The 17,520-nt window shown below is 63.5% G+C and carries 8 protein-coding genes; 5 read left to right on the forward strand and 3 right to left on the reverse strand.

Annotated elements, in window-relative coordinates; all coding sequences use genetic code 11:
- Positions 1-7: 7 nt before the first annotated feature.
- The 4 genes from nagA to nagE are packed head-to-tail and all read left to right on the forward strand — an operon-like array spanning position 8 to position 6,398.
- Positions 8-1,114, forward strand: coding sequence for an N-acetylglucosamine-6-phosphate deacetylase (gene nagA / locus PSH94_RS20620; RefSeq protein ID WP_305435640.1), 1,107 nt, complete (start codon positions 8-10; stop codon positions 1,112-1,114).
- Positions 1,095-2,117, forward strand: a complete 1,023-nt coding sequence (locus PSH94_RS20625) for an SIS domain-containing protein (RefSeq protein WP_305435641.1) — start codon at positions 1,095-1,097, stop codon at positions 2,115-2,117. The genes nagA and PSH94_RS20625 overlap by 20 nt, the downstream gene beginning before the upstream one ends.
- 36 nt (positions 2,118-2,153) lie before the next feature.
- A complete protein-coding gene (gene ptsP / locus PSH94_RS20630) occupies positions 2,154-4,664 on the forward strand; it encodes a phosphoenolpyruvate--protein phosphotransferase (RefSeq protein ID WP_305435642.1) in 2,511 nt (836 codons plus the stop codon).
- Positions 4,665-4,691: 27 nt separating this feature from the next.
- Positions 4,692-6,398 carry an N-acetylglucosamine-specific PTS transporter subunit IIBC gene (gene nagE, locus PSH94_RS20635; RefSeq protein ID WP_305435643.1) on the forward strand — a complete coding sequence of 569 codons (1,707 nt, stop codon included), beginning with the start codon at positions 4,692-4,694 and terminating at the stop codon, positions 6,396-6,398.
- Positions 6,399-6,499: 101 nt separating this feature from the next.
- On the opposite strand, the gene PSH94_RS20640 is transcribed toward nagE, so the two are convergent.
- On the reverse strand, positions 6,500-6,778 hold the full coding sequence (locus PSH94_RS20640) for a DUF6124 family protein (protein WP_266246622.1): 279 nt from the start codon (positions 6,776-6,778) through the stop codon (positions 6,500-6,502).
- 681 nt (positions 6,779-7,459) lie between these two features.
- On the opposite strand from PSH94_RS20640, the gene PSH94_RS20645 reads away from it, so the two are divergent.
- Positions 7,460-13,207, forward strand: a complete 5,748-nt coding sequence (locus tag PSH94_RS20645) for a membrane-targeted effector domain-containing toxin (protein ID WP_305435644.1) — start codon at positions 7,460-7,462, stop codon at positions 13,205-13,207.
- Between the two features lie 68 nt (positions 13,208-13,275).
- On the opposite strand, the gene PSH94_RS20650 is transcribed toward PSH94_RS20645, so the two are convergent.
- Positions 13,276-13,587: an NGG1p interacting factor NIF3 gene (locus PSH94_RS20650; RefSeq protein WP_305435645.1), complete on the reverse strand. Its 312-nt coding sequence runs from the start codon at positions 13,585-13,587 to the stop codon at positions 13,276-13,278.
- A gap of 4 nt (positions 13,588-13,591) precedes the next feature.
- Positions 13,592-17,488, reverse strand: a complete 3,897-nt coding sequence (gene purL / locus PSH94_RS20655) for a phosphoribosylformylglycinamidine synthase (protein ID WP_305435646.1) — start codon at positions 17,486-17,488, stop codon at positions 13,592-13,594.
- Positions 17,489-17,520: the final 32 nt, after the last annotated feature.

Genomic DNA, 17,520 nt, shown 5'->3' on the forward strand with positions numbered 1-17,520 from the left:
AACTGCCATGCCCGAAGACAATATCCTCACGCCCGACGGTTGGATTCGTGGCCGCCTGGCGCATGCACATGGCAAGGTGACCGCCATTGAAGGCACGCCCTGCGACCCGGCCGACAACGATTTGCCCTACCTGCTACCGGGCTTTATCGACCTGCATGTGCACGGCGGTGGCGGCAAGGACATCATGCAAGGCACCTCCGCCTTCCAGACGATCACCCGCACCCATGTGCGCTTCGGCACCACGTCGCTGCTGGCCACCACCATGACCGCGCCGGTGGACGAGATCTCCCGCGTACTGGGCCAGCTCGGCACTTTCTGCGAGCAGCGCCCCGCCGGCTGCGCCCGTGTACTCGGCGTGCACCTGGAAGGTCCCTACATCAATCCGGGAAAACTCGGCGCCCAACCTAATTTCGCCCACACCGCCTTGATGGAGGAAGTCGAGGCCTATCTGCGCCTGGCGCCGATCCGAGTGATCACCATCGCACCGGAAATCGCCGGCCACGATGCGTTGATCCGCGCCCTCAGCGAACGCGGCGTACGCATGCAGATCGGTCATACCCTGGGCAGCTATGAAGAAGGCGTCGCCGCCCTCGCCGCCGGTGCCACCAGTTTCACCCACTTGTACAACGCCATGAGCCCGCTGCATCACCGCGAGCCCGGGATCGTCGGCGCCGCACTGGCCCATGCCAAGTACGCCGAGCTGATCCCGGACCTGCTTCATGTGCACCCAGGCGCCATCCGCGTGGCGTTGCGCTCGATCCCATGCCTGTACTGCGTCACCGACTCAACCGCCGCCGCCGGCATGCCCGACGGCGAATACAAGCTGGGCAGCCACACCGTGACCAAATGCCTGGGCGGCGTGCGCCTGGCCGACGGCACCCTGGCGGGCAGCACGCTGACCATGGACCAGGCGCTGCGCAACCTGGTGAAGATCGGCCTGCCCATCAGCGAAGCCTCTCAACGCCTGTCGCAATTTCCGGCGGACTACCTGGGCCTGGAAGAACGCGGCCGCCTGCAACCCGGCAGCTATGCCGACTGCGTGCGCCTGGACCGCTCCCTGCACCTCACTGACGTAATGGTCGAAGGAGACACCGTTGACTTCAAAAATGCTTGAAGAGGCCCTCGCCTCCGCTGACGCGGTCGCCGCGCAACTGCAACGCCTGGGCCCGCCGCTGGATGAAATCGCCGGCCGCTTGCGCCGCCAGCCGCCGCAGGTGGCGATGACCATCGCCCGTGGCAGTTCGGACCACGCCGCCAGCTACTTCGCCTACCTGGCCATGCAGCATGTGGGGATTCCGGTGGCGTCGTTACCGATGTCGGTGGTCACGTTGCTGCAAGCGCCGTTGAAGGTCAGCGGCCAGGTAGCGTTCGGGTTCTCGCAGTCCGGCCAAAGTCCGGACCTGGTGGACAGCCTGCGCCTGCTGCGCAAGCGCGGTGCGTTGAGCATCTCGTTGGTCAACGCTGAAGCGTCACCGCTGCAAGCCGCGTGCGAATGCCACGTACCGCTGTGCGCCGGGCCGGAGCTGAGCGTGGCCGCCACCAAAAGTTTTATCGCCACACTCAGTGCCAGCGCCCTATTGGTGGGGCACTGGAACCAGGAAGCAGACTTGTTGCAAGCCTGCCAGGCGCTGCCTGAGGGCCTGCGCGACGCCGCCGGACAGGATTGGCACCAAGCCGTCGAGGCCCTGCGCGACAGTCAGCGCTTGATGGTGATCGGCCGTGGCGCCGGTTTTGCCGTCGCCCAGGAAGCCGCGCTCAAACTCAAGGAAACCTCGGCAATCCAGGCCGAAGCCTTCAGCAGCGCCGAAGTGCGCCACGGGCCGATGGCGCTGATCGACGAAAATTACCCATTGCTGGTGTTCGCCCCGCGCGGCGCCGAACAGGCCGGCCTGCTGACGCTGGCCGCCGACATGCGCCAACGCGGCGCCCGTGTATTGCTGGCCGCGCCGGACGATATCGCCGAACGCGACCTGACCCTGAGCCGCGCCGAACACCCGAGCCTGGACCCGATCCTGGCGATCCAGAGCTTCTACGTGATGGCCGCCGGCCTGGCCGTGGCGCGCGGCATGGACCCGGACCAGCCGCGCCACCTGAGCAAAGTCACTCGCACTCACTGAGTCGATTGCCGTGTTTTCCTGATGAGTACCGTGCCCATGTCCAACAACAATAAAGAACTCACACTCAGCGCGCCCCTGAGCGGCCCCGTGCTGACCCTGGGCCAGGTCCCCGACGAGGTGTTCGCGAGCCACGCCATGGGCGACGGCATTGCCATCGACCCGTTGAACGACTGCCTGCATGCCCCCTGTGACGGGGTGATCATTCATGTCGCGCGCACCGGCCACGCGCTGACGATCCGCGCCGACAACGGTGCCGAACTGCTCATGCATGTGGGCATCGATACCGTGGAACTGAACGGCGAAGGCTTTGCGTTGCTGGTCAAGGACGGCGCGCGAGTGACAAACGGCCAGGCGCTGGTGCAGTTTGATCTGGATCGCCTTGCGCGCCGGTGCAAAAGTTTGGTCAGCCTGATCATCCTGACCAATGGCGAACAGTTCGAGCTGCAGCCTCTGGCGCGTAAAACGGTCAAGGTCGGCGAGCCGCTGATGCGGGTACTCGCTCGCTCGACCGTCGGCGACGAAACCGCTGTGGATAACGTGAGCGCTGAAGCCAGCGCCAGCGTGCGTATCACCCATCGGGGCGGTCTGCATGCGCGCCCTGCGGCGCTGATCCGCAAAACCGCACTGGGTTTCAGCAGCCAGGCACGCTTGCATTACGGCGATAAATCGGCGCCGTGCGACAGCCTGGTTGGCTTGATGGGCTTGGGGATCGGCGAGGGTGATGAAGTGCGGGTCAGCTGCCGTGGTACGGACGGCGAAGCGGCGTTGCAGGCATTGATTGCCGCCTTGTCAGTTCCGGTCACAGCACAACACGTCGCACCTGTAGCGGCGCCACCACGCCGGGCCAGCAACGAAGCCAACGTGCTGCAGGGCGTGTGCGCGGCGCCCGGCCTGGTGTGCGGGCCGTTGTTCCGCCTCGCCGGCATCGAACTGCCGGCGGATATCGGCACACACGTGGTCGACGACCAACGGCAACGCCTGGACACCGCCCTGGAGCAAGTGCGCAGTGAAATCCGCGCCACCCTGGACCACGCTCGCCAGCGCCAGCATGTCGAGGAAGAAGAGATCTTCGCCGCCCACCTCGCCCTGCTGGAAGACCCTGCCCTGGTCGAAGCCGCCACCGCCGCCATCGAACACGGCAGCGCCGCCACTCATGCCTGGCGCGATGCCATCCAGGCCCAATGCACGGTGTTGCTCGCATTGGGTAAACCCTTGTTTGCCGAACGTGCCAACGACCTGCGCGACCTGCAGCAACGCGTGCTGCGCGCATTGCTGGGCGAGGCCTGGCACGTCGAATTGCCGGCCGGTTCGATTGTCAGCGCGCACGAGTTGACGCCTTCGGACCTGTTGCAACTGAGCGCGCAGCAAGCGGCGGGCATCTGCATGGCAGTAGGCGGGGCCACGTCCCATGTCGCGATCCTGGCGCGCGCTAAAGGCCTTCCCTGTGTGGTCGCGCTGGGCGCCGACGTGCTCGACGTGCCCCAGGGCCAGCGCGTGGTGCTCGACGCCGCCAACGGCCGCCTGGAACTGGCGCCCAGCGAGGCGCGCCACGCCCAAGTGCACCAGATTCGCGACGCGCAGCAACTGCGGCGTCAACAGCAACAGGCCCAGGCTCGACAGCCCGCGCGCACCCTCGACGATGCGAGCATTGAGGTGGCCGCCAATGTGGCCTCCAGTGCCGAAACCCAGGTGGCGTTTGAAAACGGTGCCGATGGCGTCGGCCTGCTGCGCACCGAGTTCCTGTTCGTCGACCGCCGCACCGCGCCGGATGAACAGGAGCAGCGCCAAGCCTATCAAGCGGTATTGGATGCCATGGGCGACAAGTCGGTGATCATCCGCACCATCGACGTGGGTGGCGACAAGCAGCTCGACTACCTGCCACTGCCCGTCGAGGCCAACCCGGTGCTGGGCCTGCGCGGCATTCGCATGGCCCAGGTACGGCCGGAACTGCTCGACCAGCAACTGCGTGCGCTGCTGCAAGTGCGCCCGTTGGCGCGTTGTCGGATCCTGTTGCCGATGGTCAGTGAGGTGGACGAGCTGCTGCAGGTCCGCCAGCGCCTGGATGAGCTGTGCGCGGAGCTGGAACTGACCCAGCGCCCTGAACTCGGGGTGATGATCGAAGTGCCCGCCGCCGCGCTGATGGCCGAGCAACTGGCCGAGCATGCGGATTTCCTCTCGATCGGCACCAATGACCTGTCCCAGTACACCCTGGCCATGGACCGCGACCACGCCGGCCTCGCCGCGCGGGTGGATGCCTTGCACCCGGCACTGCTGCGGCTGATCGCCCAGACCTGCGCCGGCGCCGCCCAGCATGGGCGTTGGGTCGGTGTGTGCGGTGCCCTCGCCTCCGATCCTCTGGCCACGCCGGTACTGGTTGGCCTGGGCGTACGCGAGCTGTCGGTGAGCCCGCTGCAGATCGGCGAAATCAAGGACCGCGTCCGCCACTTGGACGCGGCGCAATGCCGGCAATTGAGCCAAGAGCTGCTCGACCTGAGCAGCGCCAAAGCCGTTCGCCACGCCTGTCAACACCACTGGCCGCTGAGCTGACAACAACAAGAAAAAAGGAGACACGCCATGTATCAATACTTCATTGAAGGCCTGCAACGCCTGGGCCGGGCACTGATGCTGCCGATCGCAATCCTGCCGATCGCCGGCCTCTTGCTGCGCCTGGGCGACACCGACCTGCTGAACATCGCGGTGATGCACGACGCCGGCCAGGCGATCTTCGCCAACCTGGCGCTGATCTTCGCCATCGGCATCGCCGTGGGCTTTGCCCGCGACAACAACGGCACCGCCGGATTGGCCGGGGCCATCGGTTATCTGGTGATGATCTCCACCCTCAAGGTGATGGACAGCACCATCAATATGGGCATGCTTGCGGGTATCGCCAGCGGCTTGATGGCCGGCGCGTTGTACAACCGCTTCAAGGACATCAAGTTGCCGGAATACCTGGCGTTCTTCGGCGGGCGACGGTTTGTACCCATCGTCACCGGGTTTTCGGCCGTGGGCCTGGGCGTGGTGTTCGGCCTGATCTGGCCGCCGATCCAGCACGGCATCAACAGCTTCGGGGTGCTGCTGATGGAAAGCGGCAGCCTCGGCGCATTTGTGTTCGGTGTGTTCAACCGCCTGCTGATCGTCACCGGCCTGCACCACATCCTCAACAATATGGCCTGGTTCGTGTTCGGCAGCTTTACCGACCCGGCCACCGGCGCGGTGGTGACGGGCGACCTGACCCGCTATTTTGCCGGCGACCCCAAGGGCGGCCAGTTCATGACCGGCATGTTCCCGGTGATGCTGTTCGGCCTGCCCGCCGCGTGCCTGGCGATGTACCGCAACGCCTTGCCGGAGCGGCGCAAGGTGATGGGCGGGATTTTCCTGTCGATGGCGCTGACCTCATTTTTGACCGGCGTGACCGAGCCGATCGAATTCGCCTTTATGTTTCTGGCGCCGTTTTTGTACCTGATCCATGCCGTGCTGACCGGCCTGTCGATGGCGATCACCAACATGCTGAACATCCACCTGGGCTTTACCTTCTCCGGTGGCTTTATCGACATGGTGCTGGGCTGGGGCAAGTCCACCAACGGCTGGCTGGTGGTGCCGGTGGGGCTGGCCTATGCGGCGATCTACTACTCGGTATTCAGCTATTGCATTCGCCGCTTCAACCTGAAGACGCCGGGCCGTGAAGATATCCAGGTGGCGCAGGCTGAAACGATGAGCGACAACCAACGCGCCACGGCGTACATCCGCGCATTGGGCGGCGCGGACAACCTGCTGAGCGTCGGCGCCTGCACCACGCGCCTGCGCCTGGACATGGTCGACCGTAACAAGGCGGTGGATGCCGACCTCAAAGCGCTGGGCGCCATGGCCGTGGTGCGGCCCGGCAATGGTGGGAGTTTGCAGGTCGTGGTCGGGCCGATGGCCGACAGCATCGCCGATGAAATTCGCCTCGCTATGCCGTCCTTTGTTGGCAGCACGCCGGCAGCGGCGGCACCTGTGGATAAACCGCTGACGGTGGATGTGCAGGAAGCCGAAAAGTGGCTGAGCGCCCTGGGTGGCCGAGAGAATGTGCGGCAGTTGGAAGCCGTGGCGATGACGCGATTGCGGGTGGCGCTGAGGGATGATTCGGTGTTGTCCGAAGCTGATCTCACTGCCCTGGGTTGCCAGGGTGTCAGCCGACTGGAAAACGGGGTTTGGCACCTGTTGATGGGTGACAAGGCACCGGGATTGGGCGAGGCGTTGGAGCGGTTGGTCGGTGCTCAGCAGATCAGGACGGGGGCTTAAAGCTTCATCGTTGAAAAGGCCTCTTCGCGAGCAAGCCCACTCCTACATTTCGACTGTATTAACAGCTCAAAATGTGGGAGCGGGCTTGCTCGCGAATGGGCTTAACGGGCGCCTGATGATTTGAGTTCGGGCACCTCATTCAAATCCAGCATGCGGTCCACCATTAACTGGATTCCTTCCAACATCCGGTGAATGCACAGCACGACATTTCGCTGCGTGCCGTCGACTTCAAAAGCCAAGTGCCCCGTCAGCGCCTGTACCGAAGCAATATCCTGGGCGGCATTGGCGAGTAAAGTTTCGCTATCGAGACTGAGCCGTACGCTGAAAAGCTGGTCGGTGGGTAGAGAGTCAGTTGGGGGATTTGGACTGTCTTTGATCATGGTAAACCTCTGGTGTGAAGTAAGAGCTACCAGCATCACTTGCAGATGATGGGTGGCAGCCGTGTGCGGGCCTGCAAGACCGAGTCACCAGAAAACCTCGGTAGACCCGAAGGTCTCCCGCACACAGCCGCCATAAATGGCGACCATGAAAAAGCGCCGCGATTATAAAGGCGCTTATGACTGACTGGTGAGGTTTCGGCGGGCTTGCAGTCCCGGTCGCTGAATTGGCAGCGACTGGGGGAGGTTAGTTATGCGAGTTCCGAGGGACAACCTGAAAGACTTGTCGGAAATGTCCGAAGCGACTATTCCAACGCAGTTACAGCATAGGTATCCGCAAATTTTGAAGGCCGACACATAACTCTGTGGTGAGCAGGCTTGCCCTGCGCTGGGCTGCGAAGCAGCCCCCAAATCAAGCGCCTCGGTGTACCAGATAAAACCACATTGTCTGGAGTGGGGCCGCTTCGCAGCCCAGCGCAGGGCAAGCCTGCTTGCCACAAGAACCTCATTTCTCAGCTTATGTTCACCGAAGCTGTGTAGATACCCCATGGCCGTCACCGGCAAGCCCGCCGACCTGACAGTTGCCATGCGCCCCTGCGCCTGTTCCCGCTACTTATTTACGGCCTGCCGCCCACCACGGTTCTCCATGCTGAGGGCTCTACCCCTCGCATGGAGCGCGTACCCGTGAGCACGACCAGCCCGTCCTTTGACGACATCAAAGGCTACCTCAACCAGATCGGCCATCATTTGCTCAAGGCTCAGGCACCGTTGCTGCCGCAGGCCGAGCCGTCGCAGGAACTGCGTTACCTGGAGCGCCTGAACGGTATCCTCAAGCCCTATCACCAAGCGTTCATCGCCAAGGGTCGCAGCCACTACCAAGCCTTGCACAACCTCGACCTGCAAAGCGCCGGCGGGCAAACCCTGCTTGCCGAGCTCAAGGCCACGTTGAATAAGCAACTGCTGGAAATGGACCTGCGGGAGCAGGTCGATGGCAAGCCACGCAAGTCTTTCATGGTCTTTGAGGCGGGTTTTACTGCCCTGGGTAACGAAGCCAGGCTCGGCGTGCAGGATCGTCTGTTGCACCCGCAGGAAGGTGAAATCCTCGGCAAAGTGCCGCTGGGCCCGACCCTGCGCCCCGGGCTGTACGCGTTGCAGTTCACCTACCAGCAGGCAACGGTGGAGCTGGCCGGCGCGTTCGTCGTTACGCAGCTCAACAGCCCCGTAGTGACTGCGCTGACCACGACGCAAGGCGTGGGCCAGGTGATGCTGTTCACCCCGCTGCGCGGGATCGAGTCATTCGACTCGCTGGCCGACCTGAATAAGCATTTACTCAAGAGCCTCGACCACCGCAGCGGCCGCGAGGAACTCATGAGCCTGCTGCCGGCCCGTTACCAGGCGCTGACGGCCGCCGGCATCTGGCCGTTGATGCTGTCGCCCATCGTCGATAAACCGCTGTTCGAACACACGTTCCAGGCGCTGGTCGACAAGCGCAGCGCGGATGTCGAGCGGGCCCTGAGCCTGGCCGACAACCCCACGCAGAATGCTGCGCAACTGATCGACGAGTTGGACCGCGCCATCGCCGCCGCCCTGCCCGACCTCGATGCGCGCCTGGAGCTGCGCGCCCAGGCCTTGCTCGAACGCTGCCTGCGCTACAGCGCCCCGGCCTGGTACCGCAGCGCCAGCGAGGCACGCCGTGCGACGTTGGCGCAGCACCTGGCCGAGTACGACCAGGCGCGCCACACCCTGTTGAGCCTGCTCGGCCCCGCCGCCACCCCGCACACCCTGGCACGCCATGAGTGGCTTGAGCGTTTGAGCGATGATTTGGCTATCCACGACCTGGAGCCGGAACACCTGCAAGTCAGCACGCGCCGTTTCGTTACAGGCGTGGGGCATTACGAGCAGACCCATACGTTGACTGAGCTGGCATTGCGCGGCCTGCATGACGGCGACGAACAGTTCGGCTCGGACTTCCTCAGCCAGACCACGCTCACCTGCGATGACGCGCCATTGCCCGAGCGCTACGCTGACCTGACCCCGACATGGCTCGTCGACCAGTTGAAAACCCTGCACCCGCGTGTCGCCTTCGCCCCTGTACAGCACGAGCTGCATCACCGGGAAGAAGTGCGGCACGCTATCGAACGTCTGCTCGAACAGCGGATCAACGCCCTTGCCTACATCGCCGTGCTGCAAGGCCACCTCGGTGAAGATGATTTCCAACTGATCCAGCGCCTGCGCCAAGGTCCCGACACCCCGGAGAGCACCACGGTGCTCAGCGCCAACACGCTCTCACTCCACGGCGCCCAGCTTCAAGACATGTGGGCACTGCGCCAGAAAAATCCGCAGGGCCACGTCACCCGCGTGCTGTTGTGCACGCCAGGCGCGCCTCGCGAGCAACAGTTCCAGGTGTTTGATTCCGACAGGGCCTGCCAGCAGCACATCCTGGGGTGGGCCATGGACAATGGCGTGAAGGCCGCGCCCGGTACGCTGACCGACTACCTGATCAGCCGAGTGCCCTTGCGCTTTCAAAAAGCCATGAAGCAAGTGCTCACCGGCCTGAGCTTCAAGCCCCATGCACAGGAATACGCCGAAATCACCTTCAGCCCGGCCGACAGCCAGCGCCAGTGCCTGACATCCATGGCCGAACACGTGCTCACCACGCGCACGGATGACTACGACTTCGGCACACCGGCCTGGTATCGCTCAACCACCGAGGCTATCAGGCGAAAACTCCTGACGCTGGCCGAGGATGCCGAGGGCGCCTTGCGCGCCTACACCGACGAACCGTTGTCCCTGTCGACGTTTCCCAGCTTCACCACGTACCTGCACGAACAGGCCAAGCGGCAACTGAACCAGTTGCTGGGGCGTTCCGGTAACGATGTCGATCCGGATACGGTATGGGCCTACTCGCCACCTTCGCTGGTGGGCACCTGGACGCCGCCACCCTTGACATACACCCAGTTGTTCCGCGATGGCTATGCCGATGGCATCGGTTTTCTCGATGAAAAATTCTCGCGCTCGGCGACGTTCAAGGGACCCGAAGGCATCGACTTGAGCACCTTGACCGCGCAAACAGTAGCGCGCTCGGTCACGGGGGTATGGATCGGCCAACGGTATATCGACAAAGTCCGCGCTGAACTACTGAGCCCAGACAGCCAGGGTTATGCCTACCGGCGCAACGCAACCCTGGCGATCACCCAGCTGCACATGCACAGCGCCGCGCTGGAATCGCGATTGCAAGGGCACATCGCCGCAGTGGACTTGGACTGGTTGGAAAAAAGCATCGCCAGCCTGGGCGATACATCGGCCCGCACCCGTGGCAACTACGCCATCCACCGCCTGATGGTGGACGGTGAATGGGTAATCGATACCCTGTTGTTCAGCCATGCCGACAACCCCGTCCTGCTTTACACGCCCCAGGCTCCGGATGGCATTCAGTTTCGCGAAGCGCGGCAGTTCAATTACCTGTTGAAAAAGCAGCCAGGCATGATCGAGTACCTTTGCAGTCGCATGGCCCGACAGTCCCAGGTTCGTATGCGAAGCTTCCTGGAAAACGCACGCAAAGCGCTGCCTGAACACCTGAATAAAACCGATATCAGCCCTGCGCGCTACGACTCCACCCGTCGCGTAACCCCACTGCTCGACCTGCGCCAAGCCTTGTACAACATGAAATTGCAGCGCCGGATCGATGACGTCCGAGGTTCGACATCGGACCGCACGCAGATGATCGGCGCGATCGTCTGGAGCTGTGTGGAGTGGATAGCGGCCGTTGCCACCGCCCCCTTCCCGCTCGTGAGTCTGGCTACCGGCCTGTTGCTGGCCTTCAAGGACGCCATGCTCGCCCTGCACGCTTATCACCAGGGCGACAACGCTGGCGCCTTTGAGCACTTCATGGGCTACTTGTTCAACAGCGCCGGCGGCCTGCTGACCGACCTGCGCCCGGCGTTGCGCGCACTGCCACGATTTAGCCGTCCGTCGCGCCTACCGGCCGCCAGCCCCGAACATGCCCGGGCCATGAACCGCCTGCAGACCCTGGAAAGCGCCCGGCCGGCGCTCTCGAACATGCAGCCGGTGCTCTTCTACGGCCAGCCACATTGGGCGCCCAAAACACCGGATGTATTGGGGCGTTACCTGTTGTACCGACTGGACCCGACCAGCGGGCAACTGCGGTCGACCACCCGCCTGGCAACGCCGACCGCCGACGGTGGATGGGTGCGCAGTGGCGTGTCGGGCGGCGCGCCCAAGTTTGAAAAACTCCCGAACTCGCCCGAGACACTCAAGCCTTATGAAATGCCTGCCAAACACTGGCGTGATCTTGAACGGGTAATGGACCCGCAGCTCAAGGCCGACCTGATGGCACAAAGCGAGTGGGCGACCAATAGCCCGTTGCACGCTCTGCCGACAGTCATCGACGAACTGCGCCCGATCCGCACGCTCTACCTGCAGCAGGTTGAACGGCTGACCCGCGATGCCAAGGCTTTTTTCGATGCGCTGGAGCCGATTGTCCCGCGTGTCGACGTGCTCCTGTTCGAGGCCAGTGCCAGCGCCGAACACATCATCCAGCAGTTGTTCAAAGAACGTTCAGGCTGGATCATCGGCCAGGTTGCCGCCTCCATCGCCAGTAAGCAGTTCCTGATCGACAACATGGATGCGCTGGTCCGACAAGGCCTCAAGCGCCTGTACGTGGAATACCTGCCGGCCGATGTGTTCCGCCTCAAGCTGGATAAGTTCAACGCCGGTAAATCCTGGCGGCATATCGAAAAACACTTGGCGGCCGTCGACAAGGCCTTGGGTTTCAGCCAGGGCGCTCAATACTCGTACCTGGCCCTGGCGCGCAAGGCGCGTGAAAAAGGGGTGAAGCTATTGCCGCTGGATGCCTCGACGTCATACCAATTGGAAGACGCCCTGCAATTGGGTGAGACCGCGCCCACCACCCCGCGCAGCAACAACTTGCGCAATTTCTACTCGCATCGCCTGCTCGAAGCCGACGTCGCCGCCGCGCCCGATGAACGCTGGGTGGCCCTGGTGGATCAGACCCGCATGAGCACGTTCGAACAGGTGCCCGGGCTTGCGGACCTGCATAAAACCGTCGCGTTGCGCATTCAAGACGTCTCCGCCGGCCAACCGGTGGGTATCTGGGCGGACGCCGCCGGAGCCATACCGGGGGATGCCTTGGCCAAGGGCGACTATAAGCTCACGCTGCAGACCGCCTACAAGGCCGCCGAAGCGCCGCCCGCCTCCGCTGCTAGCCCTCGTGCGGCGACGCAGCATTTCAGTGAGTTCGATTCAGTAGCCGAGCATCATGCAACCCTGGCCGAGTTGTCGATGCACCCCCGCGGCCTGGACACCCGCTACGGGCCCTCCAGCCCACTTCACGTCGAGGCGTTCAATGCCTTCCAGAAAACCCGCTCACGCCTGAAGGAAGCCGCCGAGCACTTCTTCACCGACTATGCGCCCGCACCGCGCCCCATATTGCCGACGGTACCGGCCGAGGTAACGCTGGAATCGTTTCTCAAGCAAGTGGCGGACGGGCCTTTCTCCGGGTTGGTGATCGGTGAAGCGCACAATGCACAGTCAAGCAAAGCGCTGCTCAGGACCCATATGAAAAGCATCAAGGAAGCAGGCTTCCAGACACTCTACGTCGAACACCTGCTGACGGATTTGCACCAGGCCGAGCTGGACATATTCCATCGCACTCAACGCTTTCCGGAACGTCTCAAGTCTTATTTGAAAGCTCAAGACGGCGGCCATATGCCTAGGTATAGGGGCCTTGATACCTACTCGAACACCATCCAGGCTGCGGCCAAGCACGGTATTCGCGTACGGGCACTGGACTGCACCGCCAGCTATCACCTGCGCGGCTTGCGCGGCAATGGCAAATCCCGGACACAGATGTTCAACTACTTCGCCTCGCGAGTTATTCAAGACGACCAGGCCCGCCACGGTCCTCATAAGTGGGTGGCCTTCGTCGGCAGCTCGCATACCAATACTTACCAGAGCGTTCCCGGCCTGGTGCAACTGCAGGATGCAGTCAGCCTGCATGTGCAAGACACCGCATCTGGCTTGGGCAAACGCATTCATCCTGGTTTCTGGGAGGTCAAGCAAGAAAGTGTGCCCGGACGCTGGAAGGCGGTGCGCAGCGACTTCAAGCTGGAGGTCGAGGTCGCCACCACCGAGGCGCCTGCGCCTTTTGTCCCGGTTGACCGGTCACGCCTGAACCAACCCGGTCACTTCCTGATCGAGCGCCCTTCGGCCGCCGAGACCCATTTGCTGCATCACTCCAGCACGGGAGAGATTATTTCCACACCCATCCAGGTGGACGATAACGGGCTGTTTTTCATCAACCGCTGGGGCTTCGATGCACGGCGCTTTGAAGACCTGGGCATTCTGATCGAAACGCTCAAGGCCGAGGTGCACCTGACACCCGCGCCCTGAAACGCAGTCAACAAAAAACCCGCTGGCCAGACTGGCCCAGCGGGTTTCCCGTGGTTGCAGCGGGCGGCTCAAAAGTCCGCCAGCTGCCACACCTCATACGCCGGTGTTTCGTACGGGTGACTGAGTTTGAGCGCGGCCACCACCGCCCCGATCAGCTCATCCGCCACCACCAGCTCGACCTTCCACTCTTCGACCACTTCAACCTGACCCACTTGCCCGATAAACGGCTGGCTGCCGTCCAACGCGCGAAACTGGCCCTGGCCCAGCACTTGCCAGGCGCAGCTGTCGTAGTCGCCGATGCGCCCGCCGCCGGCTTCGAAGACGGCGGCTTTCACCGTCTCCACATGGCTGTCGGGCACGAAGAAGCTGAGCTTGTACACCGCCTTAGTTCACCCACGCGCGCGCGTTGCGGAACATGCGCATCCAGGCGCCGTCTTCGTCCCACTCTTCCGGGCGCCACGAGTTCTGCACGGCACGGAACACACGCTCCGGGTGCGGCATCATGATGGTCACGCGACCGTCGCGGCTGGTGAGGCCGGTGATCCCGCGCGGCGAGCCGTTGGGGTTGGCCGGGTAGGTCTCGGTGACTTTACCGTGGTTGTCGACGAATCGCAGAGCCACGGTGCCGGACAGGTCGGCTTCGAGCAACGCTTCTTCGCTGGCGAACTCGGCATGGCCTTCACCGTGGGCGATGGCGATCGGCATGCGCGAACCGGCCATGCCTTGCAGGAAGATCGAGTTGGACTCCTGCACCTGCACCATGGCCACACGGGCTTCGAACTGCTCGGAGCGGTTGCGCACAAAGTGCGGCCAGAACTCGCTGCCCGGGATCAGTTCGCTGAGGTTGGACATCATCTGGCAACCGTTGCACACACCCAGGGTGAAGCTGTCGTTGCGCTCGAAGAACCCCTGGAACGCATCGCGGGCACGGCTGTTGAACAGCGCCGACTTGGCCCAGCCTTCGCCGGCACCCAGCACGTCGCCGTAGGAGAAACCACCGCAGGCCACCAGGCCCTTGAACTCGTTGAGGTCGACGCGACCGGCGAGGATATCGCTCATGTGCACGTCGATCGCATTGAAACCGGCGCGGTCGAACGCGGCCGCCATTTCCACCTGACCGTTGACGCCCTGCTCACGCAGCACGGCCACCTGTGGGCGAATGCCCTTCTTGATGTACGGCGCGGCGATGTCCTGGTTGACGTCGAAGCTGAGCTTGGTGCTCAGGCCCGGATTGTCTTCTTCCAGGATCACGTCGAATTCCTGCTCGGCGCAGTCGGCGTTATCGCGCAGGCGTTGGATCTGGTAGCTGGTCTCGGCCCACTGGCGTTGCAGCAGACGGCGCTGGCCGGTGAACACGGTGTCGCCGTTGAACGAGATGTTGATTTCGCCGTTGTTGATCGGCTGACCGATCACCGCCACGCAATCGGCCAGGCCGGCGGCGCTGAACTGAGCCAGCACATCCGGGGTCGCGTCCTGGCGTACCTGGATCACCGCACCCAACTCCTCGTTGAACAGGATGCCGTTGATCTCGGACGCATCCTCGGCAACGCTGTCGAGCACGATGTTCAGACCGCAGTGACCGGCGAAGGCCATCTCGACCACACTGGTCAGCAGGCCGCCGTCGGAACGGTCATGGTAGGCCAACAGGTGGCCGTCGGCGTTGAGGCCCTGGATCACGGCGAAGAAGGCTTTGAGGTCTTCGGCGTCGTCGACGTCCGGGGCCTGCTTGCCGAGTTTGCCGTGGGTCTGCGCCAGGATCGAGGCGCCAATGCGGTTCTGGCCACGGCCCAGGTCGATCAGCACCAGGTCGGTGGTGCCCTTGTCCATGCGCAGTTGCGGGGTCAGGGTCTGGCGGATATCGGTGACCGGCGCGAAACCGGTGACGATCAGCGACAGCGGCGAGGTGACGCTCTTGTCGGTGCCGTCTTCGTTCCAGCGGGTGGCCATGGACATCGAGTCCTTGCCCACCGGGATGGTGATGCCCAGCTCCGGGCACAGTTCCATGCCGACCGCTTTAACGGTGTCGTACAGGCGCGCGTCTTCACCGGGGTGACCGGCGGCGGACATCCAGTTGGCCGACAATTTGATGTCGGACAGCTTGCCGATGCGCGACGCGGCGATGTTGGTGAGGGTTTCGCCAATGGCCATGCGGCCCGACGCCGGAGCGTCCAGCAGGGCCAACGGGGTGCGTTCGCCCATGGCCATGGCTTCACCGGTATAGACGTCGAAACTGGTGGCGGTGACGGCCACGTCGGCCACCGGCACCTGCCACGGGCCGACCATTTGGTCACGGGCCACCAGGCCGGTGATGGTGCGGTCGCCGATGGTGATCAGAAAGCTTTTGCTCGCCACGGCCGGGTGATGCAGCACGCGTTCGATGCTGTCGGCCAGGTCCAGGGCGCTTGGGTCGAAATCATCGCCCAACTCGGTTTCACGTACCGCCGAACGGTGCATGCGCGGGGCTTTGCCCAGCAGCACTTCGAGCGGCATGTCCACCGGGCTGTTGCCGAAGTGGCTGTCGGTGACGGTCAACTGCGGCTCGGCAATGGCTTCGCCGACCACGGCAAACGGGCAGCGCTCGCGCTCGCAGATGGCCTGGAAGCGCGCAAAGTCGTCAGGGCCGACCGCCAGTACGTAGCGTTCCTGGGATTCGTTGCTCCAGATTTCGTGCGGGGCCATGCCCGGCTCGTCGTTTGGAATGTTGCGCAGTTCGAAGCGGCCACCGCGGTCGCCGTCGTTGACCAGTTCCGGGAAGGCGTTGGACAGACCGCCCGCGCCGACGTCGTGGATGAAGCTGATCGGGTTCTTGTCACCCAACTGCCAGCAACGGTCGATGACTTCCTGGCAGCGGCGCTCCATCTCAGGGTTTTCGCGCTGTACCGAAGCGAAGTCCAGGTCCGCCGAGCTGGTGCCGGTGGCCATGGAGGAAGCCGCGCCGCCGCCCAGGCCGATCAGCATTGCCGGGCCGCCGAGCACGATCAGCTTGGAGCCGACCAGAATCTCGCCTTTCTTGACGTGTTCTTCACGGATGTTGCCCATGCCGCCGGCCAACATGATCGGCTTGTGGTAACCGCGCACCTCGTCGCCACGCGGGGTGGTGATGGACTGTTCGAAGGTACGGAAGTAACCGGTGAGCGCCGGACGCCCGAATTCGTTGTTGAACGCCGCGCCGCCGAGCGGGCCTTCGATCATGATGTCCAGCGCGGTGACGATGCGCTCAGGCTTGCCGTACGGCACTTCCCAAGGCTGTTCGAAGCCCGGGATCTGCAGGTTGGACACGGTGAAACCGGTGAGGCCCGCCTTGGGCTTGGCGCCACGGCCGGTGGCACCTTCGTCACGGATTTCGCCGCCCGAACCGGTAGCTGCGCCAGGGAACGGGGCAATCGCGGTCGGGTGGTTGTGGGTCTCGACCTTCATCAGGATGTGCACCGGCTCCTGCACCGCGCCGTACTGGCGGGTTTCCGGGTCCGGGAAGAAACGGCCGGCAACGCTGCCGACGATCACCGAGGCGTTGTCCTTATAAGCCGACAGAACGCCTTCGCTGTGCATCACGTAGGTGTTCTTGATCATGCCGAACAGGCTTTTTTCCTGGCTTTCGCCGTCGATGTCCCAACTGGCGTTGAAGATCTTGTGACGGCAATGCTCGGAGTTGGCCTGGGCGAACATCATCAGTTCGATGTCGTGCGGGTTGCGCTTGAGGCCGTTGAAGGCGTTGACCAGGTAGTCGATCTCGTCTTCGGCCAGGGCCAGGCCCAGTTCGGTGTTGGCCTTCTCGAGGGCGGCGCGGCCACCGCCGAGCACGTCGATCGCGGTCAGCGGCTTGGGCTCGGCGTGGCTGAACAGGCCGGCGGCCTGTTCCAGCTGGCCGACGATGATCTGGGTCATGCGGTCGTGCAGGCTGCTGGCGATCAGCTCGGCTTCGGCGTCGCTGAACTGCCCGGCGACGTAGAAGGCGATACCGCGTTCCAGGCGCTGGATGCTCGACAGGCCGCAGTTACGGGCGATATCGCTGGCCTTGCTCGACCAGGGCGAGATGGTGCCGAACCGTGGCAGAACCAGGAACAAGCGGCCGGTGGGCTCTTGAACGGGAACGCTGGGACCGTACTTCAGAAGGCGTGCCAGCACTTGCTGTTCGTCGGCGGTCAAGACGCCGGTTACGTCGGCGAAGTGAGCAAATTCAGCATACAGGCCTGTAACAGCTGGAACCTTCTGGCTCAGTTGCTCAAGGAGTTTGCTGTGGCGAAAGGCAGAAAGGGCAGGAGCGCCGCGCAGGATCAACATCTTCGGGACAGCCTCGGGAAGGGGTGTGCTTT

Origin of the sequence: Pseudomonas sp. FP2254, from assembly GCF_030687695.1 — a bacterium.
GTDB lineage: Bacteria > Pseudomonadota > Gammaproteobacteria > Pseudomonadales > Pseudomonadaceae > Aquipseudomonas > Aquipseudomonas quebecensis.

What these genes read in the sequence shown, in the direction of transcription:
- nagA (WP_305435640.1), top strand. Translation starts at nt 8, where the DNA reads ATGCCCGAAGACAATATCCTCACGCCCGACGGTTGGATTCGTGGCCGC.
- ptsP (WP_305435642.1), top strand. Translation starts at nt 2,154, where the DNA reads ATGTCCAACAACAATAAAGAACTCACACTCAGCGCGCCCCTGAGCGGC.
- nagE (WP_305435643.1), top strand. Translation starts at nt 4,692, where the DNA reads ATGTATCAATACTTCATTGAAGGCCTGCAACGCCTGGGCCGGGCACTG.
- PSH94_RS20640 (WP_266246622.1), bottom strand. Translation starts at nt 6,778, where the DNA reads ATGATCAAAGACAGTCCAAATCCCCCAACTGACTCTCTACCCACCGAC.
- purL (WP_305435646.1), bottom strand. Translation starts at nt 17,488, where the DNA reads ATGTTGATCCTGCGCGGCGCTCCTGCCCTTTCTGCCTTTCGCCACAGC.